Source organism: Streptomyces sp. NPDC102406, assembly GCF_044765725.1.
Lineage (GTDB): Bacteria > Actinomycetota > Actinomycetes > Streptomycetales > Streptomycetaceae > Streptomyces.
In genome coordinates this window covers 50,687-73,102 of record NZ_JBIWKP010000008.1, presented here as the reverse complement: position 1 = coordinate 73,102, position 22,416 = coordinate 50,687, and the positions used below count along the sequence as shown (strand labels likewise).

17 protein-coding genes, 1 tRNA gene and 1 pseudogene are annotated in these 22,416 nt (G+C 71.8%); 13 read left to right on the top strand and 6 right to left on the bottom strand.

Translation table 11 applies throughout. From position 1 onward, the window contains the following. Positions 1-12: 12 nt before the first annotated feature. Positions 13-1,332 carry a M6 family metalloprotease domain-containing protein gene (locus ACIRF8_RS27790; RefSeq protein WP_404218933.1) on the top strand — a complete coding sequence of 440 codons (1,320 nt, stop codon included), beginning with the start codon at positions 13-15 and terminating at the stop codon, positions 1,330-1,332. On the opposite strand, the gene ACIRF8_RS27785 is transcribed toward ACIRF8_RS27790, so the two are convergent. Next, the gene (locus ACIRF8_RS27785; protein ID WP_404218931.1) at positions 1,319-3,235 is read right to left on the bottom strand and encodes a class I adenylate-forming enzyme family protein; all 1,917 of its coding nucleotides are present in this window, start codon (positions 3,233-3,235) and stop codon (positions 1,319-1,321) included. The genes ACIRF8_RS27790 and ACIRF8_RS27785 overlap by 14 nt on opposite strands. A 219-nt stretch (positions 3,236-3,454) precedes the next feature. On the opposite strand from ACIRF8_RS27785, the gene ACIRF8_RS27780 reads away from it, so the two are divergent. Further along, positions 3,455-3,527 (top strand) — tRNA-Arg (locus ACIRF8_RS27780). A gap of 556 nt (positions 3,528-4,083) precedes the next feature. Next, on the top strand, positions 4,084-4,197 hold the full coding sequence (locus tag ACIRF8_RS27775; RefSeq protein ID WP_404219358.1) for a helix-turn-helix domain-containing protein: 114 nt from the start codon (positions 4,084-4,086) through the stop codon (positions 4,195-4,197). 786 nt (positions 4,198-4,983) lie between these two features. Here ACIRF8_RS27775 and ACIRF8_RS27770 read toward each other — a convergent pair. Then, positions 4,984-6,174 carry a helix-turn-helix domain-containing protein gene (locus ACIRF8_RS27770; protein ID WP_404219356.1) on the bottom strand — a complete coding sequence of 397 codons (1,191 nt, stop codon included), beginning with the start codon at positions 6,172-6,174 and terminating at the stop codon, positions 4,984-4,986. A gap of 407 nt (positions 6,175-6,581) precedes the next feature. Here ACIRF8_RS27770 and ACIRF8_RS27765 point away from each other — a divergent pair. The 3 genes and pseudogenes from ACIRF8_RS27765 to ACIRF8_RS27755 form a co-directional block, all read left to right on the top strand. Beyond that, a pseudogene (locus ACIRF8_RS27765) lies at positions 6,582-7,280 on the top strand (GntR family transcriptional regulator); the annotation flags it as partial. Continuing rightward, a complete protein-coding gene (locus tag ACIRF8_RS27760; RefSeq protein ID WP_404218929.1) occupies positions 7,280-7,945 on the top strand; it encodes a YdcF family protein in 666 nt (221 codons plus the stop codon). The pseudogene ACIRF8_RS27765 and the gene ACIRF8_RS27760, both read left to right, overlap by 1 nt. Beyond that, positions 7,945-8,391 (top strand): NUDIX domain-containing protein, encoded by a 447-nt coding sequence (locus ACIRF8_RS27755; RefSeq protein ID WP_404218927.1) that lies wholly within the window; start codon positions 7,945-7,947, stop codon positions 8,389-8,391. The genes ACIRF8_RS27760 and ACIRF8_RS27755 overlap by 1 nt, the downstream gene beginning before the upstream one ends. 390 nt (positions 8,392-8,781) lie before the next feature. Here ACIRF8_RS27755 and ACIRF8_RS27750 read toward each other — a convergent pair whose 3' ends face one another. The 3 genes from ACIRF8_RS27750 to ACIRF8_RS27740 all read right to left on the bottom strand — a co-directional run bounded on the left by ACIRF8_RS27750 (position 8,782) and on the right by ACIRF8_RS27740 (position 11,127). Further along, on the bottom strand, positions 8,782-9,240 hold the full coding sequence (locus ACIRF8_RS27750; protein WP_404218924.1) for a hypothetical protein: 459 nt from the start codon (positions 9,238-9,240) through the stop codon (positions 8,782-8,784). Between the two features lie 84 nt (positions 9,241-9,324). Then, positions 9,325-10,407 (bottom strand): GNAT family N-acetyltransferase, encoded by a 1,083-nt coding sequence (locus tag ACIRF8_RS27745; protein ID WP_404218922.1) that lies wholly within the window; start codon positions 10,405-10,407, stop codon positions 9,325-9,327. 72 nt (positions 10,408-10,479) lie between these two features. Continuing rightward, positions 10,480-11,127 (bottom strand): GNAT family N-acetyltransferase, encoded by a 648-nt coding sequence (locus ACIRF8_RS27740; protein ID WP_404218920.1) that lies wholly within the window; start codon positions 11,125-11,127, stop codon positions 10,480-10,482. Positions 11,128-11,304: 177 nt separating this feature from the next. Between ACIRF8_RS27740 and ACIRF8_RS27735 the strand changes: the two genes are divergently transcribed. From ACIRF8_RS27735 to ACIRF8_RS27710, 6 genes are all read left to right on the top strand, one after another. Further along, on the top strand, positions 11,305-12,294 hold the full coding sequence (locus tag ACIRF8_RS27735) for a sugar kinase (protein WP_404218918.1): 990 nt from the start codon (positions 11,305-11,307) through the stop codon (positions 12,292-12,294). Positions 12,295-12,298: 4 nt separating this feature from the next. Next, positions 12,299-13,045, top strand: coding sequence for an IclR family transcriptional regulator (locus tag ACIRF8_RS27730; protein ID WP_404218916.1), 747 nt, complete (start codon positions 12,299-12,301; stop codon positions 13,043-13,045). After that, entirely contained in the window at positions 13,033-13,665 is a 633-nt protein-coding gene (locus ACIRF8_RS27725; RefSeq protein ID WP_404218913.1) for a bifunctional 4-hydroxy-2-oxoglutarate aldolase/2-dehydro-3-deoxy-phosphogluconate aldolase, read from the top strand. Before ACIRF8_RS27730 ends, ACIRF8_RS27725 begins: the two co-directional genes overlap by 13 nt. 89 nt (positions 13,666-13,754) lie before the next feature. Further along, entirely contained in the window at positions 13,755-16,028 is a 2,274-nt protein-coding gene (locus ACIRF8_RS27720; protein ID WP_404218911.1) for a tetratricopeptide repeat protein, read from the top strand. Next, entirely contained in the window at positions 16,025-17,179 is a 1,155-nt protein-coding gene (locus ACIRF8_RS27715; RefSeq protein WP_404218908.1) for a hypothetical protein, read from the top strand. Before ACIRF8_RS27720 ends, ACIRF8_RS27715 begins: the two co-directional genes overlap by 4 nt. Before the next feature lie 68 nt (positions 17,180-17,247). Continuing rightward, positions 17,248-18,531 (top strand): extracellular solute-binding protein, encoded by a 1,284-nt coding sequence (locus ACIRF8_RS27710; protein WP_404218905.1) that lies wholly within the window; start codon positions 17,248-17,250, stop codon positions 18,529-18,531. Here ACIRF8_RS27710 and ACIRF8_RS27705 read toward each other — a convergent pair. After that, on the bottom strand, positions 18,528-20,348 hold the full coding sequence (locus ACIRF8_RS27705; protein ID WP_404218903.1) for an MFS transporter: 1,821 nt from the start codon (positions 20,346-20,348) through the stop codon (positions 18,528-18,530). The two genes, ACIRF8_RS27710 and ACIRF8_RS27705, sit on opposite strands and share 4 nt — an antisense overlap. Positions 20,349-20,708: 360 nt before the next feature. On the opposite strand from ACIRF8_RS27705, the gene ACIRF8_RS27700 reads away from it, so the two are divergent. Further along, on the top strand, positions 20,709-22,364 hold the full coding sequence (locus ACIRF8_RS27700) for a hypothetical protein (protein WP_404219354.1): 1,656 nt from the start codon (positions 20,709-20,711) through the stop codon (positions 22,362-22,364). The last annotated feature ends 52 nt before the right edge of the window (positions 22,365-22,416 follow it).

The window sequence follows — 22,416 nt, the reverse complement described above, 5'->3', positions numbered from 1 at the left end:
GAGAGGCACCGGATGCGGGAGCAGCGGATACGCGGGGGCCGTCGCGGCGCGACGCTCGCCGGCGCCACCGCGGTGGCCCTCGCCCTCACCATGACCGCCAGCACCGGCCGCCTCACCGGCACCTCCCCGACCGCGGCGGGCCCGGTGGCCCCGGTCAGGACGGTCTCCCTCGCCCCCTGCATGCTCCGCGGCACCCTCGGCGTACAGATGTCGGAGGGAGTGCCGACGGGCCCCGGCTACGCCCGTTCCACCGGCACCGTACGAGCCCTCAACCTGATGATCGACTTCTCGGACGCGCCCGGCGAGGGAAAGGCGATGGACCGGTTCGGGGAGTTCTTCCCCGAGACGCAGCGCTGGTTCCGCACGGGCTCGTACGGCCGCCTCACCTACCTCCCCGAGACCCCGGTCAGACACTGGCTCCGGATGCCGAAGCCGTTCTCCGCGTACGAGATAGACCGCGGCGCCCCCTTCGAACCCGGCTACCGCGAACTGGTCGACGACATCGTGGCCGCCGCCGACCCGGACGTGGACTTCCGCCGGTACGACCTCGCGAACATCCTGGTCACCCCGAACGCCGGCCCCTCCGCCCTCGACACGGTCCTCTCGGTGACGTTCGCGGGCAACCACGAGGCGCCCGTCGCCGACGGCGTCCCGATCGCGAACGCCTCCTTCGTCTACTCCCGCCAGGACGACGGCTCCGGTTCGTACGCCGAGACCGGCTACCGCGTCCTGCCGCACGAGAACGGCCACGTCTTCGGACTGCCCGACCTCTACACCCAGGACGGCGGCGGCGCCGTGGGCCACTGGGACATCATGAGCGAGGACTGGGGCGTCGGGAACGACCTGCTCGGCTGGCACAAATGGAAACTGGGCTGGCTCGACGACTCCCAGATCGGCTGCGCGGCCCGTTCCGGCACGACGGAACACCTGCTGGCACCGCTGTCCCGGAACGACGGCGACAGGGACGGGGACAGGCACGGGGACAGGCACGGCAGCACGAGGACGAAGCTGGTGTTCGTCCCGCTGACCGCGCGCACGGGCTACGCGATCGAGGTCAGGACCCAGGAGGGCAACGACGAGTCGGTCTGCCGCCCCGGTGTCCTGATCTACAAGGTCGACGCGGACGTGGACACCGGCCGCGGCCCCATCACGGTGAAGGACGCCACCCCCGACAGCGGCGGCTGCACCCGCCGCCCGAACGTCCACGCGGAACTCTCCGACGCGACCTACCGCGAGGGCGACGTGTTCAGGGACCGCAGGGCGGGCGTGCGGATCTCGGTGACGTCGGCGGACGCGTCCGGGGACTACCGGGTGTATGTCACTCGGCGCTGAGGGGCGTTCTGGGGTTTGGGGTGGGAGTGGGGGTGGGGGTGGGCCTGGGTGCGGAGCTGAGGTGCGCTGCGGAGGGTGCGGGCTCGGAGGAGGCGGGCTCGGCGGTTGCAGACTCGGAGAAGGCGGGCTCGGAGGAGGCGGGCTCGGCGGTTGCAGACTCGGAGAAGGCGGGCTCGGCGGTTGCAGACTCGGAGAAGGCGGGCTCGGAGGATGCGGGATCGGGCGTTCCGGTTGCGTCGAACCGCTGCCTGACCTCCCGCTTCAGCACCTTCCCGGTGGCGTTGCGCGGCAGTTCCGCCTCCTGTACGAGGACGTGTGCGGGCACCTTGAACGCCGCGAGGGACGCGGCGGCGAACTCCCGCAGCGCCTCCGCGTCGAGCCTGGACCCCGGCCGCGCCCTGACCACGGCGGCGACCTCCTCCCCCAGCACCGGGTGCGGCACGCCGACGACGGCCGCCTCCAGGACATCCGGGTGACCGTGCAGGCACGCCTCGACCTCGACGCAGTACACGTTCTCGCCGCCCCGGATCACCATGTCCTTGATGCGGTCGACGACGCTGATCCGCCCCTCGGACAGCACCGCCAGATCCCCCGTACGGAACCAGCCGTCCGCCGTGAAGGCCTCCTCGGTCGCCGCCGGATCCTCCCAGTAGCCACGGACCAGACACTGCCCGCGCAGCCACAACTCCCCGACCGCGCCGTCGGGCATCGACTCACCGCCGGGCCCGGCGATCCGCGCCTCGACGGCGGGGGCAAGCCTGCCCACGCTCTCCGGCCACCTCCGGTACTCCGCACCGAAGTTGGCGGTGACCCCACCCAGGGTCTCGGTGAGCCCGTAACCGTTGCGGGGCTCGATCCGCTCACCGTGCCGGGCCGTGAGACTCCCGACCAGACGCGGCGGCGCGGCGGCGCCCCCGGTGTTGAACATGGTCAGGGTCGCCAAGGCGTCCCCCAACTCCCTGGCCCGCTCCAGCAACTGCAAGGCGGTGGCCGGCACCCCGCCGAACGCGGTGACCCCGTGCTCACGGATCATCGCCAGCGCCTTGTCGGTGTCCCACTTCCGCAGCAGCACCAGCGTGCCGCCCGCCGCCATCGCCCCGTAGAACCCGGTGAACGCCGCCACGTGGAAGAAGGGAAAGGTGAGCAGCCCGACCGGCGCGGGCCCCTGCCCCGGCACGACGCCGCGCGCCAACGCCGAGAGGGCCGCGAAGTAGCGCGGGTTGGTGATGGCCCCCATATGAGCGTGGTGCGTGGCCACAGCTCCCTTGGGCCGCCCCGTGGTCCCGGAGGTGTAGAGAATGGTCGCGTCCGCGTCGGGCTCGACGTCGATGTCGGGCGGCCCGAGCAGGGGATCGGCGGCGGGCAGATCGACGTACCGCTCGATACGCTCCCCCCTGACGTCCCGCCCCTCCTCATGGAAGACGAGCACCCAGGGCTTGTCGGAGGCCTCCTCACGCCAGGCGGCGACCCGCTCGAACCGCTCCCCGTCCACGAGCAGCACGCCGGGCCGACAGTCGTCGAGGGCGTACGCGAACTCGTCCGCGGTCCACCACGAATTGAGCGGCACGGCCACGAGCCCCGCCAACTGGGCCGCCCAGAAAGCGACTTGCCACTCGGGATGATTCCGCATGGCGATGACGGCACGATCCCCGGGCCGCAGCCCGTACCCCTCACCCGTGTCCAGCAGCCGCCGGGCAAGCGCGCTCGCGGCGGCGAAGAACTCCCCGTACGTCATCCGCCCGTCCTCGGAAACCAAGAACGGCGTCTTCCCGAACGCCCAGGTCGTCTCCACGAACTCCCGCAAGGTCCGCGGCCCCTCCGCGTACGCGAGCCGCCCGTCCTCCCCCCGCACCACAGCGAAGGGAGCACCCGGCGCAGTCAACAACGCTTCCAGGGATTCCATCCCCGGACGCTATGTCCTCCGTCCGCCTCCACGTCAAGGTGCATGCACTGGCTCGGGGCCCGGCTCGCCCTACCCCTGCCCTGGTCATCGGTCCCCCTGCGCGCCCGCTCACCTCACCGCCCTGCACACAGCCGCCCCACCGGAACCCGCTCAGCCGCCGATGGCCAACCCGCTACACTGTCGGCGGTGGCGCAGGCCTGCACGCTTGCCCACTCCCGCGCCTTCGTAGCTCAGGGGATAGAGCACCGCTCTCCTAAAGCGGGTGTCGCAGGTTCGAATCCTGCCGGGGGCACGCTTTTGATCAGGGCAGATGCCCCGGAAACCGCAAGTCAAGCGGGGTCCGGGGCATTTCTGTCTCAGTCCTAGGTACTGTCCCGGTACAGAGTTGGGCAGTCCCGATACACCCTTAGTACCGGAGCGCGGCCCCTAAATAACCCCTAAACGATCAGGCCATCCGTGCAGGTCGCAGCACACAAGTCCGGCCCCCCTCAGTGTCGGAGGGGGGCCGGACCTGTGTGCGCCGCTCGCTGTCCGGGGGCCACCCACAGAGCGGCAGCGCACGATCTTGGGTTGTTGTCACCGCTTACGACTTCCCATGCTGCCTAGCGGATGCAGGCCAGGCGGGACATTCACCCTTACGGGTGAACGGACGTTCGAATACTTCACACTACAGCTACCTCTGCGGCATGTGGCATATGCCGCAGAGGTTCTTGGCTTTACCGGGTGCCCGCTCGCCGAACGCCCCGACCTGACTAGGTCCTCACCCGTCGCCGGAAACTCGGCCATCGGATCGCGCAGCTACGGGTCGCCGCAGACCTCTCTCAGGAGGAACCGGGTGACCGGGCGGGCTGGAGCGCCGCGGTATCCAGCGGTACGAGGCGGGCTCGCGCGATCCGCAGTACTCGGACCTGCTCTTGATCGCCCAGGCGCTGCGCTGCCACATCACGGACCCACTGAATTGAAAGCTCCAGCCGTCGGCGGGGTCCGGGTCGACGACTGGAAGCACTGCCCTGCATCCTCATGCATATATCCACGGAACGTAAGACTGTAGTTGCCACGAGTACACACGTTCCGTTCGCACCCCGTGTGAAGTGCCTACGCACCGTGTGACCTCTGGGTATGGGTGGGCGGCGCCCCTTTGCGCATTTCGCCGCCGCCCACTCGCCCGCACCGGGGGGTGCGGCGTCTGCGAGGCGACCCCGTGGTGGCGGGGCCGCCTCCTTCCGGCTCGGACCGGAGCCGAGGTACCGAACCGGGCGCGGGCCGCGGGACATCGCGGACCGCTACCCCACCGCCCACACAGGGGGGTAAGCGGCGGGAGCGAGGAAGACTCAACGCGAACGGCGGCGCAGCAGCTTCCTGAAGTGGCCGAGCGCGGGGCACTTCTGGTGCATGTGGATCATCACGCCCCCGGCGGACATGCTGACCCGTGCGTAACTCTCGAACGGCTCATGCGGCTTGATCGTCTGACTACACCGCCAGCAGATCACCGACGCACCTTGCGTAGCGTCTCCATGAGGGCCCTGCGGGTGGGACACGCACGCCAGTTCATCGAGCAGCGCTTGCACCTCGTGGCGTGATCGAGCAGCGCCCGGTACGCCAGGTCTATCGCTGTCCCGGCCGGTGCAGCCGCCCCCCTGGGCTTCGGATGGGGTGTCTCTGCCGTCATGACCGCCTCCGCTCGATGATCGTGAAACGACCGTAGAGGCGAGGCACACGAGGCAGGGGGCCAAAATGGCCCCCCTTGTTCAGGCCGCCAAGAGACCGAGCTTGACCGCCAGGTCGGATGCGCGCTGACGGCGGGCCGGGACCTTTGCTTCTGTCTCTTCCAGCACGATCGCCTTGGCGTAGCCGTTGTACCGGATCGTCTCGGGCGCAGCCTTGTGCGCCTTCTCCAATGTGGCGAGGGCGACGTCGGGCTGGCCATCCAACTGGTAGCCGCGGGCTTCCTCGATCCTGTGCCGGGCACGGCGCGGCCGGGACTTGATCGTGAACTCGTCGGCCGCCGCAGCCTGCCGAACCGACTCCCCGCCAGCGTGGAGCTCGACAGCCACAGTCACCGCGTGTGCGCCCATGATGGCCCGCGAGAACGACGTGACCGGGTGGTAGTAGTCCTCTGGCAGCCGGGCCGCGATAGCGCGCGCCTGATCCCAGTACCTCCAGGCCGTGCCGGTCTCCATGCGGCGGGCCGCCGTGTATCCGGCCTCGAACGTGAGCGCACCCACGACGGCTACGACATCGTCACTGGCGTCCGGTAGCAGCGGTTGGAGGTAGTGCAGCGTCTCCAAATTCACGGCGTCGGCGGCGTCGTAGTGGTCAGGACCCGAGTCGCGGTGTGCCTGCGCGGCGAGCCAGGCCGCGACCCCGAGGGCGTGCGGGTCCTCGGATTCCTGCGCTGCGATCAGGCCGCGCTCGGCCACGCGCCACAGCAGGGCTGCGTCCGGCTGGTAAGCGACGAAGAACTGGCTGAGGCTGTAGACCTCCGCAAGGACAGCCTGAGCCGTCCGGCGCTCGGCCGCCGACCCGGCCTGCCGTACGGAGAGTTGTGCATCCCGGATCAGGCCCGGCAGCAGGCCGCCGATGACCTCGCGGTGGTTCGGTGCCTTGTGCCGGGCCTCCCAGGCGTGGGCGAGGCGGGCGGCCACGTGCTCGGCTGGCGGCGCCTCACCAGTCACCGGCAGCGGGAACGCGTCCACCGCCGCCTTGACGGCAGGCAACCTCGGATGGCCGGGGCCGGTGAACAGCGGTACGTCCACGGCATGTCCGGTCAGCTCGGATAGATCCCGGACACGCAAGGCCTCAGCGATGCGGAGGACATCCTCCAGGCGGGGCGCATGCAGCCGCCCCGTCTCTACCTTCTTCACCCAGTCTCCGTTTCGGGCGATGAGGCCACCGAGCTGATCGCGTGTCAGGCCCCGGCGGGTACGAAGGATCTGCATTCTCTGCCCGAAGATCAACGGGTCGGCGTACGGGTCCGGGGTAGCATCAGATGGCACGGTCTCGCCCCTCCACTCTGTACAGGTCGCACTGCCAGGGTATGGGGCGAGGCCATTTTCATGTGAGGGGTATCACGACCCCCAACCGGTCCGGGGCCCTTGGTCACGTGTACTGGCGGCGCGTGGGGTCCAGCGCGGCGGTGGTTGGGGACGGCTGCTCGTCATCAGGCGTAGGTGCGGGTGCCCCGTCGCGTCGGCAGACCAGTGCGTCAGGGTCCCCCGGTGGGGGTTGCAGTGTGTATCCGTCAGGGCAGGTCTGCCCGTCGCGGCCGTCAGCCCCGTCCGCTCCGTCGGCGCCGGCCGGGCCCGGAGGACCTGCCGGTCCGGGCTCGCCCTGTGGTCCGGCGGGGCAACTGGTCGAGCAGGGCGAGGGCTCGAAGTCCACCGTCCACCAGGCCTACAAGGCTCTTGAGGCCGAAGGACTGGTCACGTCGTCCCGAGGACACGGCACCGTCGTACGGCAGCAAGTGCCGCTGAAACGGCTCGGCATCGCGCGATACGACAAGGCCAAGTGGCGCGACAGCGACGAGGTAGCGTTCATCGCGGACCGTGTGGCATCGGGACGCAGCTACCGCCGCAACGAGCAGACCCAGACCGTGAGCCGAGTCGAAGCCCCGCCGCTCGTCGCGGCCGCCCACGGTCTGCCCGAAGGCGCAGAGGTTTACGCGCGCGCCCGAGTTGTGAAGGAAGGCGACCAGCCGACTCACACCCACACGAGCTACTACCGGCCCGAGCACGTCGAGGGCACGCGGATCGTGGACCCGACTCCGGGGCCTGCCGGTCGTGGCGGTGGGCTCAAGGGGCTGCACGACGCCGGATACGAGATCGACCACATGAAGGAAGAGATCTTCGCTCGGGCGCCCTCATCAGACGAGGTGAAGCTCTTGCAGCTCCCGCCCGGTGAGCCTGTCATAGAGCTGCATCGAACGACCTATACCGCCTCTGGCACAGTGGTCGAATTCGCCATTGGTGTGCACGCGGCTTCGCGCTTCGCCTGGGAGTACGACTTCAAGGTCCCGGACTCCGCGAAGGGCGAGAAGGGGCAGTGATGATCTCGACGCAGGCATGGGACGACGCACGGCGCCTGTGGGACTACCACCAGATGGGCCACACCCTGAGGCCTTGCTCAGTCGCTATCGGCCTGGGCAGCCACGACCTGGGCGTGGCCGACACGGCGGTGGACCTGTACAACCGCGGCTTCGCCCCCTTGCTTGTGTTCACCGGAGCCACCAGCCCGACGACCCGTGACCTCATGCCACGGGGCGAGGCCATCCACTACCGGGAACGGGCGCTCGAACTCGGTGTCCCCAGCTCTGCCGTGCTCGTCGAGACCGAGGCGAGGAACACCGGCGAGAACATCCGCTTCTCGAAGACCGTGCTCGAAACGGCCGGCATCCCGGTCTCCTCCGTGCTTCTGATCAGCAAGCCGTACGAGGAGAGGCGCGCGTACGCCACGGCTCGGAAGCTGTGGCCCGAGGTCGAGATCCTCAACGCTTCCACCCCGATGACGTTCGGCGAATACGTCGATTCCATCGGAGACGCCCGCAAGGTCATCGACATGCTTGTGGGCGCACTACAGAGGCTACTGATCTACCCCCAGCAGGGATTCATGATCAGTCAAAGCGCGCCGGACGACGTGATTCAGGCGTACGAGCGGTTGTGCCACGAGGGCTTCACGAGCCGCCTCGTCGCCACCGGCCAACGCTCCGCCTGATGAAGCCCTCAACGCCTCTCCACTCGGTGTCCGTGGCGGGCGTCGTCGTGCGCGAGGACGGACGCGTGTTGGTGATCCGTCGAGCCGACAACGGGCGATGGGAGCCGCCGGACGGAGTCCTGGAGTGGGACGAGGCCATCGAGGATGGGGTGTGCCGCGAGGTCTTCGAGGAGACCGGGATCAAGGTGCACGTCGAGCGCCTGACCGGGGTCTTCAAGAACATGACGGTCGGGGTCGTGGCCCTGGTCTTCCGATGCAGCCCCCACGGCGGGACCGCACAGCTCTCGGACGAATCGATCGCCGTCACCTGGCTTGCCCCGGACGACGCCATGGACTCGATGAGCGAGGCCTACAGCATCCGCATCGCAGACGCCCTCACCGACGACATGGCACCCCACATCCGAACCCATGACGGCCGTAGGCTCACCGACCCGGCAGGCAGCTAGTCCAACCGACTGGGGCCCAGGGGTTGTTACAGGTTTCTCTACCTCATCAAGCCCCGGCTGCGCTCCGCTCCGCCGGGCGGGCTTCCCGGCTCCGCTGCCCTTCGCGCTCATGCCTTCGGCCCGCGCTACGGGCGCTGCGCCGATGCGCGCCCACAAGGGGTAAGGCCGGGAGCATGAGTCGATTACCGCCACACCCCAGACACGGTCAAAGACGATGCCTCCGGCGGGGGCGCTCCGGCACCGGGGGCCGGGGGTAGCGCTGACGGGTGTGGATCCGCAGGTGGTTGCGAGGGCTCCCCACCGATCACCAATCACAGATCACCGATCACCAATCACAGATCCACAGCTCTGCACTATTACTCCAGTCTCCCGAGCGCTGGCAGCTCCCTCTCAACTCCCCCCACCCGCCGACAAACCCCCCGCTCGCCCCAGCCCCGGGCCCGACCCCGGACCCCCGCCCCTCCTCGCCCTGACCAGTGCCGACGTGATCGCCGAGACGGTTGTCGTCGCCGCCAGGCTGCCCACCGTGAGCATGGCGACGCCTACCGCGAAGAGGCCGCTGGAGTCGTCCGACCAGTCCGTCCAGGCGGCGATGGTCAGGCCCGTCGTGGTGCCGATGACCGCGCCGGGGACGTGGCCGCGGGAGGCCGCCCAGATCACCGGGGCCAGCAGGGTCGCCGTGAGGCCGAGTACCTGCCAGGCCTCGTAGGGGCCCGTCGTGGAGCCGTCGGGGTGGACGTCGCGGTGCTGGTCCCAGCCCAGCCAGGCGGCCCATGCCGCCAGTGCGACGCCGGCCAGGGCCAGGGTGGGGACGAGGCGGTGCAGCGGATTGCGGGGTCGTTGTTCCATAAGGTCAGCGTTCCCCGTCGTCGCCCGGTCGACCAGAGCGCAGGTACTCAGACGGAGGCGGGTCGGAGTGAGTGTCTGTGCGGGTCAGCCGCGTTCGCGTATGCCGCCGACCGTCTTCAGGAGGCGGTCCGCCCGTGCGCGTAGTACCGGGTGCGCGAGGACCGTGTTGCGCAGGCCCCTGACCGGGCGCCGCCACAGGCGGTGGGCCGCCGCCACCGGGTGGGGGCGGGTCGCGAAGCCCTCGCAGACGCGGAGTTCGCGGGTCTTGAGCCAGTCCTTGTACTCCTTCTCGCCGCGGCCCCAGTCCATGAGGCGGATGCCCTGGCGGCCGGCCGCCTCGACCATGCGCAGGTGCATCATCAGGCCCGGCGAGTAGTAGCTGAACTCGGGGTCGTAGGCCGTGAACCAGGCCGCGAAGACCGTGCGCGACGTCGGTCCGAAGTGGGCCGCCACCGGGCGGTCGCCCGCGTAGACGACCGAGAGGACGCCCGTGAAGTGGTTCTCGCGGACGTCGAAGAGGTGGTCGACGAGGTCGACGATCCAGGGGCGGGCGAAGCGGTCCATGCGGCCGGTCCTGCGGTACTGGGCCGACTTCCACGTCATGAGGCGGCGCAGCACCTTCGGGTCGCGCTCGTCGTAGACGAAACGCATGTCCCCTACGTCGCGGCTCAGGCGGCGTTCCTTCTTCAAGGTCGTCTTGGCCTGGCCGGGGTAGGTGGCGCGCAGCCATTCCTCGTACGAGTCCTGGCCGCCGTCCTTCAGGTCGAGCACCGGGGAGGCGAACGTGCCGGTGACGTACCGCCCGAAGGGTTTCTGCTCCTCCACGAGGTGGTCGAACTCGAAGACCGACAGGCCGCAGGCGCGCAGCAACTCCTGCGCGTCCCAACTGACCCCGGGTCTGTGCACCAGTGCCTGGCAGTCGGAGAGGCCGAGGCCGATGGCGCGGCCCACGCCCGCCCGGCCTCTTTCGTAGGGGAGGAAGCCGACCGGTTCGCCCCCGTCGTGCAGGACCGCCACCTGCGCCCGGCCCCGGTGTCTGCCGACCCCGGCGGCGAACTCCGGTGCCAGGAAAGGGTTCTGGTAGTCCGGTGACTCGTCCATCGTCTCGTGCCAGGCCCCGCGGAGCGACGCGCTCAGGTCCTCGGGTCTGTACGTCGTGATCTTCACTTACGGACGCCCCCCTAGGGCCTGTCCTAGTCCCCCATGGGGCTCAAAGGTCGCGAAACAGTACGCACGCTGTCAAGAGTGCTTCTGCGCTTCTGCGTCTGACGGTCTCCCCTGGAGCACCGGCGTCCACGGTGTTCGCCCGGCGTCCTGGATCCGGACGTGGACGTGCATGTCGTGCCAGCCGTCCGTGTGCAGCGCCGAGCTGCGGCGCGTGCCCTCCAGTGGGTAGCCGGCCTTGAGGGCCACCCGGCACGACGCCTCGTTGCGGGTCGAGTGCTCCAGGTCCAGCCGGTGGAAACCCACGCCGAGCGCCCAGTCCGTGAGCGCGGTCAGTGCCATGGGGGCCACGCCCTGGCCGCGGGCCTGCGGCATCACCCAGTAGCCGATCTCCGCCAGTCCGTCCAGGAGGTTCATGTCGCGCAGGGCCATCCGGCCGAGCGGGGTCCCGTCGGAGGCCCGCGTGACGATCCACTGGGCCGCTTTCTCCCGCCGCCATCCCTCCTGCGCTTCCACGACCCAGGCGCGCGCCTCGTCCAGGGATTCCATGCTGCGTGCGTGCCAGTACCGCAGGGCCGGGTCCTGGAAGGCGTCGTGGACGGCTTGCGCGTGCGACAACGCCGGTGCTTGTAGCGCCAGTTCGCCGTCCGGTGTGCGGAGTGTCGGTTGCGGTGTCCGGGTCAGGGTGCCGGGGGTGATCACATGCTTGATCTCGATGGGCATGCTCGCATCATCGTCACGATCGTCGCGGCCTCGCATGCGATATCCGGCACGGAGGGTGGGGTGGGGGGGTGGCTCACTTTCTCCTGTTGCAGCATGTGCGCGCGGGTTGCATTGCGTTTGTTAGCGTCCCACCGCAACGCCCCGCGAGGTTCCTGGAAGGTGGTGAGCCGCTTGTCGGTGCGGTCTCCTCGTGCCCGCGTCGTCTGTGTCGGCGAGACGATGGCGCAGGTCACCCCCGTCGACGGGGAAGGGCTCGAACGCAGTCGCGCGCTGCGGCTCGCCGTCGCGGGCGCCGAGTCCACCGTCGCCCAGTACCTAGCCGACCTCGGGCACCGGGCCGCCTGGGTCAGCCGCGTCGGGGACGATCCGTTCGGGCGGCGCGTCGTTACGGCGGTCGCCTCGCGGGGTGTCGATGTGTCCGGTGTGCTCACCGACCCCGCGGCCCCGACCGGCGTCTACTTCAAGGACCCGGGGCCCGCGGGCACCCGCGTGCACTACTACCGGGCCGGTTCCGCGGCCTCCCTGATGGGGCCCGGCGATGCCGACCGGGTCGACCTCGCCGGTGTCCGGCTGCTGCACCTGACAGGGATCACCCCCGCCCTGTCCGAGGGGTGCGCGGCGCTCACGCGGGCCCTGATGGAGCGGGCGGCCGACAGCGGGACACTCGTGTCGTTCGACGTCAACCACCGGCCCGCGCTGTGGGGTTCGTCCGCCCATGCCGGCGCGGTGCTGTGCGATCTCGCCCGGCGCGCCGATGTCGTACTCGTCGGACGGGACGAGGGCGAGACGCTGTGGGGGACGCCGACCGCCGAGGACATCCGTGACCGTCTCGCGCCGCGCGGCACGCTCGTCGTCAAGGACGGGTCCGTCGGCGCGGTCGAGTTCCCCGCGTCCGGCGCCGGCGGGGTGTTCGTGGCGGCGCCCGTCGTGGACGTCGTCGAGGCCGTCGGCGCCGGGGACGCCTTCGCCGCCGGGTACCTCGGCGCCCTGCTGGACGGCGCGGCGGCGCGCGAACGGCTCGCTCTCGGGCACCGGCTCGCCGGGCGCACCTTGCGCAGCGTCGAGGACTACGTACCCGTTGAGGAAGAGGACCACGTGCCCGGTGGGGAAGAAGGCCACGTACCCGGTGGGGAAGAGGACCACGTACCCGCTGGGGAAAGGGACTGACATCGTGTCGCAGACCGTACGGCGGGCCATCGAGATCCTGGAGTTCGTCGCCCGCAGGCCCCGCACCCAGACCGAGGTCGGTGAGCATCTGGGGGTGCATCGTTCGACCGCGCTGCGCATCCTGGAGTCGCTGACCGACGGCGGGCTCGCGCGCAGGCTCCCCGACGGACGGTACGCGGTCGGGCACCGGCTCGCCGGGCTGGCCCATCTCGCCGCGGAGCAGTTCGGGTTGACGGACGTGGCCGCCGACCATCTGCGCGGCCTCGGCGAGCGGTGCGGGCACACCGTGCACCTTGCCGCGCTGGAGGGCGACCGGATCGTCTACGTGGACAAGGTCGACCCGGTGGAGGGCGTGCGGCTCTACTCGGAGATCGGGCGCCCGGTGCCGCTGCACACCGCCGGGGTCGCCAAGGCGATCCTCGCGCACCTGCCGCGCGAGCGCGCCGACGCCCTCCTCGCCGACTGCGACTTCGCGGCGTACACCGGCACGACGCTCACCCGGCCCGCCGCCTACCGCGAGGCCCTCGACGAGACGCGGGCCCGGGGCTGGGCCGTCGACGACGGCGAGTACGAGGACTACGTGAACTGCCTGGCGGTGCCCGTCCGGGACAGCGGCGGCGAGGTGGTCGCCGCCGTGTCCGTGACCGCGTTGAAGGCGCGGGCGGACCTGGCCGCCCTCACCTCCGGTGTGCTGCCCGATCTGGCGGCCACCGCCGAGACGATCTCCAAGGAGCTGGGATGGCGTCCGTGAAACCCGCGAGGACCGCACCGGTGGCCCCCACCTTCGACGAGCTGTTCGCCGGGGCGCCGGTCATGGCGATCCTGCGCGGCATGCCGGTCGCCACCACCGTCGAGCTGGCGGTGCGCGCCTGGGACCTGGGCATCGACTGCGTCGAGGTGCCGGTGCAGGACGAGGCGGCCGGGCAGGTGCTCGCCGCCGTCGTGGCGGCGGGCGCCGAGCGCGGCAAGCCGGTCGGCGCGGGCACCGTGACCTCGGCCGGGCGGCTGGAGCGGGCGGTGGCGGCGGGCGCCGCGTTCACGGTCGCCCCGGGCCTCGACGCCGACGTGGCGCGGGCCAGTGTCGCCGCGGGGCTGCCGCATCTGCCCGGGGTGGCCACGCCCAGCGACGTGCAGGCGGCCCGGGCGCTGGGTCTGACCTGGCTGAAGGCGTTCCCGGCGAGTGTGCTCGGGGCGGACTGGTTCCAGGCGATGCGGGGGCCCTTCCCCGAGGTGCCGTTCGTCGCCACGGGAGGCATCGACGCGGGGAACGCCGCCGCGTACCTGTCGGCCGGGGCCCGCGTCGTCGCCGTCGGGTCGGCGCTGGAGGACGACGATCAACTTCCGCGCCTGGCCGCGTTGTTGGCCCGCTGAGCCGACATCCACCGGCCGAGCGCGGGAGGCGCCGAAAAAGATCCCGCAAGGGGCCCGATACCGGACTCGCGCCCCTATTCTGGGTGGCCATGGAGGGGGACTCCTCGGGGCCGCTGATCGTCATGCCGCAGTCGGACGCGCCGCGTGACGCTGATGTCGAGCTGCCCGCGGAAGGTCCCGACGTCACCGCGCTGCCGGAGATCCGGCCCCGCGACCCGGTGGCCGCCGACGAGCGGGACGCACGGGCAGGGCTGGCCGCGGGCGAGCTGCTGGCCGGGCAGTACCGGGTGGTGCGGCGGCTCGGGCTCGGTGGGATGGGCGACGTGTATCTCGCCCGCGACGAGAAGGTCGACGACCGCGAGGTAGCCGTCAAGACGCTGCGGCCCGGCCATGTCGCCTTCGCCGCCCACGCGTTGGAGGAGGAACGGCAGGCGTTCGCCGACCTCAACCACGAGGGCATCATCCCCGTCTTCAACTACGGCACCCATGAGACCGTCGGCGACTTCCTCGTCCTGCCCTATGTCGACGGGCTCAACCTGGACGAGGTGCGGGCGCTCGCACGGCTCACCCCGGCCCGGTTCGGCGACGCCCGCTTCCACGAGTTCGTGCTCGCCTACGGGGTGCGCATCCTGTCGGCCCTCGACCACCTGCACTCCCGGCCCGCCTCCGCCACCACCCTCGTGTACGGGGACCTCAAGCCGCAGAACGTGATGCACGACGGCGCCGCCATCAAGGTCGTCGACGTCGGCTCGATCCGGCCCGCGGGCGCGCCGGGCCTGACGACGTACGGCTACCGCGCCCCGAACGTGCCGCTCCGACCCAACGAGGTGGCCGGGGCCAGCGAACCCCAGGACGACCTGTTCGGGCTCGGCGAGACGCTGCGCACCCTGTGCGGGCTCGGCGAGCACCCGCGCGATCTCGGCCCGCTCGGCGCCCTCGACCGGCTGCGGGAGGGCGACACGCTCGCGGCCCGCGCCGCCCTGCTCACCACCACGCCCGCCCCCGAGGGCCTCGGCCTGCTGTCGCTGGCCCGGGTGCTGCGCCGCGCCACCCGCTCCACGCCCGCCGACCGGTTCGCCGACGCCCACGAGATGGAAGTACAACTGCGCGGGGTGTGGCGGGAGTTGCGGTCGCTGCGGACCCGGGACGAGACGTTCGAGCCGTCGCCGCTGTTCCTCCAATCGCCGTACGCGCTCGACGACGGGCTCGGCACCGCGCCCGCCCTGCCCCGCTGGGCCGTGCCACCCGGCGAGGACCCCCCGGGCCCGCTGCACGAACCACCGGCCGCCGCCGACGCCGCGGCCCGGCTGCCCGTGCCGCGGCCCGACCCGCACGACGACCACCACGCCGAACTCAGCCGCCTCGCCGACGCCGACCCGGCGGCGCTGCTCCAGAACACCGCCGACTGGCGCGAGTCACCCGAAGTGCGGCTGCTGCGCTGCCGGTTGCGGCTGCGGGTCGCCCTGCGCGGCGAACTCGACGAGGCCGGGCTCACCCTCGCCGAGCAGGAACTCGCCGGTGCCGCCGACGCCATAGGACGGGAGCGCGCGCGGCACGACTGGCGCATCGACTGGCACCAGGGCCTCGTCGCCCTCGCCCGCGACGACGTCGCCTCGGCCCGCCACCACTTCGACCAGGTCTACGGGGCGATCCCCGGCGAGTACGCGCCCAAGCTCGCCCTCGGCCACTGCGCCGAACGCCTCGGCCGGCACCGCGAGGCGCTCACCCTCTACGAAGCCGTACGGCTGCGCAATCCGTCGCTGGGCAGCGCCGCGTTCGGAGCCGCGCGGGCCCGGCTCGCCCTCGGCGGGCCGCGCGCCTGCGCCGCCGCCGTCGAAGCGCTCGACGCCGTGCCCCAGCACTCCCGGCACCGCACCGCCGCCCGCACCGCGACCGTCAGGATCGCCGTCGAGTACGCCGCCTGCGCCGACACCCTCGGCGCCGTCCTGGTCCGCCTCTCCCGCCTCTTCACCGAGCACGGCCTCACCGACGAACCGGCCCGGGTCCGCATGAAGGCCGAGGTGTGGGAGGCGACGCAGCAGCTCATGGCGGGCGAGGTCCTCAACGCGGCCGACCTGGAGCGGCTGGCCCGGGAGGCGGCCACCCGCGACGACGAGGCGCGCGACGCCGGGGCCCGCCTCGCGTTCCCCGCCGAGGAACGGGCGCTGGCCAAGGACCTGTCCGGGTTCTACCTCTTCCTCGCCCGCCAGACCGCCCGCTCACCGGATTTGCCGCACGCCGACCGGATCGCCGAACGCCTCCTGGACCGCGCCTATCTGGTCCGCCCGATGGCCCTGCGCCACCACCGGGAACGACGCCCCCTGCACACCCTGCTCCGCCCCCTGCTGCGGCGGCGCGGATGAGGTCACCGCCGCGCCGCCCGGCGCCCCACTGGGTCGTGGTCCTGCGCCGCCTCCTGTGGCCACCGGCCGACCGCCCCCGCAACCGCGCCTATCTGCGCGACCGGCTGATCGCGCTGCCGCTGCTCGCGGTCGTCGCCTTCACCACGCTCGGCTGGGCCTACGCGGACGTCCGCGCCGACTCGACGTACATCCGTACGCAGCTCACGCCCGCGCTCGGCGACCTGGCGGACGCGCGGATCTCCCTGCGGATCGCCCAGCGGGAGGCCGAGGTCAGCCTCGACGCGGGCCACGCCGTCGAACTCTCCGGCCTCGGCCCCCGCTACACCGCCCGCACCGGAGCCGCCGCCCAGGACATCGCCCGGCTTTCCCGCGGCGGCGCGTTCGGCGAGGCGCAGCGCCAGGAGCTCGACGTCGTCTCGGGGCTCATCGACGGCTACGAGGAGTGGATCGCCTGGGCCAGGACCAACGTCGGCAACCCGTCGCTGCGCAAGGCCGGGCTCGCCTACGCGCAGAGCATGCTGTGCTCGGACCTGACCGCCACCCCGGCCACCGACCGCAGGGCGCCCTACCCGCCGTGCGGGGCGGCCCGCGGCGTCGACGCCACGACGGTCGTCGACCGCATCGCCGCCCTCGAACGCGATCTGCGCCACCGGCTCGCCGTCCGCGCCGCGCTCGGCCCGGGCGTGCTGGTGGCCGTCGCCGTCTCCCTGATCTCCTTCACCCTGCTCGGGGTGGGCCTGTGGCGCACGTTCTTCTTCCTGCGCCGCCGGATGCGGATTCGCGCCAGCGTTCCCCTGCTGGCCGCCGCGCTGCCGCTGCTCCTGGTGCCGTGGGCGTTCGCCGACGGGGTACGGGCGTGGAGCGCGCAACGCGCCGCCGTGCCGTACGCGGACGTGCTCGCGCAGCAGGCGTCCCCGGTCGTCGAGGTCCACCTGGACGACGATCCGCTGGCCCCGCCCGACCCCGCGGCGATCCGCCCCGCGACGGCCCGCATGGCGGCCACCGTGCGGCAGGGCCGGTTCGGTGACGTGGGCGCGGTCGCGGGCCTGGTGGCACCGGCCGGCCTGGTGATCGGCGGGGTCGTGGGCGGGGCGCTGCACGCCTACCGGCGGGAGTACCTGCTGGTCGGCCGGGGCGGAGGCAGCCGGTGACGCGCACGGACGCGAGGGCCCGCGCACGGGCCCGTACAGGGAGATGGGCCCGTACAGGGAGTACCCGTATGAGATCCGCTCTGCGGCTGCTCCTGGCCGCCTGCCTGCTGAGCCTCGCCGCGCTCAGCGGCGGTTGCTCGACCGGTGGCGGCACCCCGGTCGTCGTGCTCGGCCCGTGGACGGGGCCCGAGGGCGCCGCGTTCGAGCGCGCCCTGCGCGTGCTGTCCCACGGCTCAGGACACACGTACGTCTACAAGGGCACCCGCTCCCTGCGCGAGACCCTCGTCGCCCAGCTCGCCGCCGACGCGCCGCCCGACGTCGCCATCCTCAACAGCATCGGCGAACTCACCGAGTACGCCGCCCAGAACAAGCTCAAGCCCCTCGACCCGTCCACCGCCGAACGCGCCTATCCGCCCTGGTCGCCCACGCTCATGGTCGACGGCAGGCGCCGCACGTTCTGGGTGCCGCTCAAGGTCGACCTGAAGAGTCTGATGTGGAGCAGGACGGGATCGCCGGGCGCGGCGCCGCGCTGGTGCGTGGGCATGGCGGCGCAGGCCACGTCCGGGTGGCCCGGCACCGACTGGGTCGAGGACATCCTGCTGCACCAGGCGGGCCCCGACACGTACACCGACTGGGCCACGGGCCGGCTCGACTGGAGCAGGTCGACAGCGGTGCGGAAGGCGTTCACCACCTGGGCGCGGCTGCTCGCCGCGGGCGGCTCCCGCTCCCCGGCCGCGGTCGAACGCTCCCTGACCATGTCGTTCTGGGGCACCTCCGCCGGCCCGAAGAAGGACCCGCGCGGCCTGCTCGGCGGCTCGCTGCCCGGCTGCACGCACGAGCACCAGGGGTCGTTCGTACGGTTCGTGTACGCGCCGCGCGACGACATCCGCGTGGAGCCCGCCGCCCGGTTCCTGCGCGGCTCGGCCGCGTACAAGAGGGCCTTCGAGGTGTCGGGCGACATGGCCGCCGTGCTCACCGACAACCCCGGCGCGCAAGGGTTGGTGAAGCGCCTGACCAGCGAGGGCGGACGGAAGGAGTGGTCGGGCACGGCGCGCCCGCATCTGCGCCCGTTCTTCCCCGACCGGACGGATCCGCGGCCCGACGACAACCCGGCCGCGCAGGAGATCGCCTCCTACCTCACCGACGACTCCAACACGCTGTGCTTCGACGCCTCGGACGTGATGCCGCCGGTGCTGCGCGACGCGTTCTACCGCGCGGTCCTGGAGTACTTCCGCTCACCGGACAGGGCGACGCTGGACGAGCTGCTCGGCGAACTGGAGACGGTCCGCACGGAGATCGCGGGCGTCCGCACACCGGAGGGCATCCGCCCGCCCAGGGACATCTGCCGCTAGTGGGTGGTCGGCTGCTTCAGCTCGTCCGGGCAGGGGGTGCCCCGGGACCACCACTTGTAGGGCGCCGCCAGGTGGTACGTGCCGGACCGCGGGGCGACCAGCTCCGTCCACCGGTCACCGGAGGCGTCCTCCCGCGTCTCGAACAGGCAGCCGTGCGCGTTCTCGTAGCGCTTCGGCGCCGACTCGTCGCGCTCCCTGGCCCGCTTCGACGCCTCGGTCTCCTCCGGGGCGTCCAGCGCCTTGCCGTCCGCGTCGACGACGGCCAGCCACGGCGAGTACGGGACGCGGATGCGGACCCGCCCCGGCTCGGTCACCTCAAGGGTCAGCTCGGCCTGTTCGGCGGCGTCCACGACCGCGTGCGGTCCGGCCATCGGCGTCGGGTCGGTCACGGCGTAGAGCTGCCAGTTCGCGTCGGCCCACACCGGTTCGAGGTAGGGCAGTCCGCGCCGTACCAGCGCGCGTTCGCGCTCACCGCCGTCACCGTCCGGGGCGCCCTCGGGGAGTACGACGTAGTGCACGGCCCAGCGCTTGAGCCACTGGTGGTAGTTGGCCGAGTTGAGCGTGTCGTCGTAGAAGAGCGGGTTGCGTTCCATGTCGGCCTGCCGGGTCCAGCCGCGGGCCAGGTTCACGTACGGGGCGAGCGCGGACGCCTCCCGGTGGGAGCGGGCGGGCACGACCTCGACACGGCCCCGGCCGGCCCCGGCCTCCTGGAGCTGGTCGACGAGGGGGGCGACTTCGTGGGCCCAGGAGGCGGCGGGGACCGTGTGGACCACGTCGTAGATCATCTTGCCGCCTATCCAGGCGTTGAAGCCGACGAAGGCGACCGCGGTGACGTACCAGGTGCGTGAACGCGGCGCGGTGAACGGCAGGACGGCGAGCAGCGCGACGCCCGCGAAGAGCATCGGCAGGCGCGTGATGTTGGTGCCGATCTGCGAGCTGATCAGCCACACGCCCAGCACGGACAGGAGGTAGACGGCGGAGGTGATCCGGACCGTCCGCCACTGCTTCGGGGCGAGATACAGGACGAGCGCGCCGTAGACGAGCGGCAGCAGCGCCGACCAGAACGACATCGGCTGCGTGCCCGAGAACGGGAACAGCCACGCGGAGAGCCCGACCACGGCGACGGGCGCGAGCCCGAGCGCGTACGCGCCGGGCCGCCGCTTCTGGAGGAAGAGGGCGACGGCGACGAGGCCCACGAACAGGCCCGCCACCGGTGAGGACGCCGTCGCGAGCCCGGCCAGCGTCGCGGCGACGGCGGCCTTCACCCAGCGCCTGGGGCGCCCGCGGCGCGGTCGGCAGAACACGGCCGCGACCGCCCCGAGCCCGAACATCATGCCGAGCCCGAAGGTGACGCGCCCCGACGCCCCGTTGCACACGAGGGCGAAGACACCGGCGAGCGCGGGCCACAAGGGCTTCGCCACCGCGCGGGAACGGGTCAGGAGGAAGGTCAGCAGGGCGGCGGACAGGGTGCCCGCGACCATCATCGTCGTACGGACGCCGAGGACGGACATCACGTACGGCGACACCACGCTGTACGAGACCGGGTGCATGCCGCCGTACCAGGCGAGGTTGTACGCGGAGTCGGGGTGCCGGCCGACGAACTCGGCCCAGGCGTCCTGGGCGGCGAGGTCACCGCCGCTGTTCGCGAACGTGAAGAACCAGACGAGGTGCAGCACGGCGGCGAGGGCGGTGGCGACGACGACCGGGTGCCGCTCGGCACGGGCCGCCCAGGAGGACGGGCCGCCGCCCCCGGGTCCGCGTATGTGCCCGGTGCCCCGCTCGGCGGCCTCGGCGAGCCTCGGCTCCGTTGTGGTCACTGCTGACACTCCCGTACGTACCGTCGTCACCGACCGGGGGAACGTCCGGATATGCCCCCGGTTCCGCCCGGTCTCGCGACGCTAGCACGGGCCCGGCGGGCGACTGCCGGGGGCGGTTGCCGCGGGCCTGTGCGCGCCGGTCACCCGCGAACGGCACACTCTTCGGTAGTGCCCCGGACACGTGCCTGACGCCAGGCATCGTTTCAGCGGTGGCCGGCGTCTACCGAACTGACCAGGTTCTCCGACCACGACCGAGACGGACACGCTTCAGTGCACTCCACGGAACTGCCCGCCCCCAGCGACCCCCTCGACCTCGACGGCCCCGCGGAGGCCCCCGTCCCCTGGCACACACGGAACCGGGTGCCGCTGCTGGTCACCGCGTGCGCGGTGCCGCTGTACGGATTGTGGTGGGCGGTCTTCGCGACCGGCGGCGGCGACCTCGCGGCCCAGGTGGCGTGGGCGGAGTTCGCGCGGCAGTACCCGGGATACGCGTACAACCTGTTCTGGTACGGCGGTCTGCACACGGCGAACTACAGCGTGATCTCGCCCTACGTGATGGCGGCCATCGGTGTCGTCCCGATGACGCTGCTGTCCGGCCTCGCGTCCTCGTGGTTCGCCGGGGCGCTGATGCTCCACAGCAAGCTCCGCAGACCGCTGGCACCGGCCCTGGTGGCGGCCTTCTGTCTGTGGTGCCAGGTGGTGTCGGGGCGCTCCACGTTCATGCTCGGCGTGACGTTCGGGCTCGCGGCGGTCGTCGTGCTCGTGGGCGGACAGGGCGACCTGGGCGCCCAGGGACGGCAGGGCGGTCTGCGCGTCGCGGCCTCGGCGCTGTGCGCGACGGTCTCGACGATGGCCAGCCCCGTCGCCGGCCTCTTCCTCGTCGTGGTCGGCGCGGCCTGTCTGCTGACCCGCGACTGGCGCCGGGCGGCGTCCCTGCTGGCCCCCCCGGTCGTCGTCGTCGCCGTGACCACGTGGCTGTTCCCGTTCAAGGGCGTGCAACCGATGCCGTTCGGACGGATATGGCCACCCGTCCTGCTGTGTGCCGTGATCCTGCTGACGGCGCCGCGCGCGTGGCGCCTGCTGAGGTGGGGCGCCGCCGTGTACGCGCTCGGGGTGGTCCTCACCTTCTTCGTCACCTCGCCGATCGGGACGAACGTCGAACGCCTCACGGAGCTGGCCGCGCCTGCCTCCCTGCTGGCCATCGCGGCGTACTGGTCGCACCGCGCCGCGGACGGGTCCCCGACGGGCGGACCGTTCACACCCCGGCGGCTGCGTGCGGTCTGCGTCCTCGCCCTGGCCCTCTCCCTGACCTGGCTCTCGGGCAAGACGATCGCCGACATCGGGGCCAACACGAAGGTCCCGGCCTGGGCCGTGCAGACGAGCGGTGTCGTCAACGAACTCAAGCGACTGGGCGCCTCCCGCACCCGCGTCGAGGTCGTCCCGGCCCGCGACCACCGCGAGGCGGCCATCCTCGCCCCGTACATCAACATGGCCCGCGGCTGGAACCGGCAGGCCGACGTCGAACGCGGCCCCCTGTTCTATGACGGCCACGGCGGGACGGACGTGCCCGAGGGCTCGTTCACCTCCGCCTCCTACCGTGCCTGGCTCGACCACTGGGCCGTGGGCTTCGTGGTGCTCCCCAAGGGGGCGCCCGACGGCCCCGCGAAGCTGGAGCACGCCCTGGTCATGAGCGAGCCGCCCTACCTGAAGCGGGTGTGGCACGACGCCAACTGGCAGATCTACCGGGTGCGGGACGCGGTGCCCCTCGTGGACCCGCCCGCCTCGGTGGCCAGCTCCGACGGGGCCAATCTGATCGTGTCGATGCCGAAGGCGGGCACCGTCACCGTACGGATCGCCTACTCGCCGTGGCTGTGGGCGGACACCGGATGCCTGGCGCCGTCCGGCGAGTTCACACGGCTGACGGTGAAGGCCCCGGGCACGGTCCGGATCAGCTCGGCCTACGGCGGCCGGCCCTCGGGCAAGAGCGCGCCCCGCTGCCCGACCGACGACGAGTGAGACGAGTGAACGGCAGAGTGCCCGCCGGTCGATGACCGGCGGGCACTCGGGT